Here is a 1,178-nt window from a genome sequence, read left to right as displayed (position 1 = left end):
GCAACCACACCGGCACCAACCGTCTTGCCACCTTCACGGATAGCAAAGCGCAAGCCCTCTTCCATCGCAATCGGGTGGATCAACTTCACCGTGATCGACACGTTGTCACCTGGCATCACCATCTCTTTGCCTTCTGGCAATTCGATCGCACCGGTCACGTCCGTCGTACGGAAGTAAAACTGTGGACGGTAGTTGTTGAAGAACGGCGTGTGACGACCACCTTCGTCTTTGGACAACACGTAGATCTCCGCCGTGAAGTGGGTGTGGGGCTTGACGCTACCAGGCTTGCACAGCACTTGACCGCGCTGCACGTCTTCGCGCTTGGTGCCGCGCAACAAAATACCCACGTTGTCGCCAGCTTGACCTTGGTCCAACAGCTTGCGGAACATTTCCACACCCGTGCAGGTGGTCTTTTGCGTATCAACGATACCCACGATTTCGATTTCTTCGCCGACTTTGATGATGCCGCGCTCCACACGACCCGTCACCACCGTGCCACGACCCGAGATCGAGAACACGTCTTCCACTGGCATCAAGAAAGCACCGTCCACTGCGCGCTCTGGCGTAGGGATGTAGCTGTCGAGCGCATCGGCCAACTTCAAGATAGCCAACTCACCCAACTCGCCCTTGTCGCCTTCCAGCGCCAATTTGGCAGAGCCATGGATGATGGGGGTGTCGTCACCAGGGAAATCGTATTTGTCGAGGAGCTCACGCACTTCCATTTCGACCAATTCCAGCAACTCAGCGTCATCGACCATGTCGCACTTGTTCAGGAACACGATGATGTAAGGCACGCCCACTTGGCGAGCCAACAAGATGTGCTCACGGGTCTGGGGCATGGGGCCGTCAGCAGCCGAGCACACCAAAATGGCGCCGTCCATCTGAGCAGCGCCGGTGATCATATTTTTCACATAGTCAGCGTGGCCAGGGCAGTCCACGTGTGCATAGTGACGGGTAGCCGTCTCGTATTCCACGTGAGCCGTGTTGATCGTGATACCACGCGCTTTTTCTTCTGGTGCCGCGTCAATTTGGTCGTAAGCCTTGGCTTCGCCGCCAAACTTGGTCGACAAAATGGTCGTGATCGCCGCCGTCAGCGTCGTCTTGCCGTGGTCCACGTGGCCAATCGTGCCCACGTTGACGTGCGGCTTGGTACGTTCAAATTTTCCTTTTGCCATTTC

1 protein-coding gene is annotated in these 1,178 nt (G+C 56.5%); it reads right to left on the bottom strand.

Features of this window, described 5'->3' with window-relative positions; all coding sequences use genetic code 11:
* Positions 1–1,175, bottom strand: a 1,175-nt coding sequence (gene tuf, locus B9Z41_RS16835; RefSeq protein ID WP_100148230.1) for an elongation factor Tu, incomplete at its 3' end; no start/stop codon positions are given.
* Positions 1,176–1,178: the final 3 nt, after the last annotated feature.

This window comes from Limnohabitans sp. JirII-31, from assembly GCF_002778315.1.
GTDB lineage: Bacteria > Pseudomonadota > Gammaproteobacteria > Burkholderiales > Burkholderiaceae_C > Limnohabitans.
This window is presented reverse-complemented; position numbering and strand designations above follow the sequence as displayed.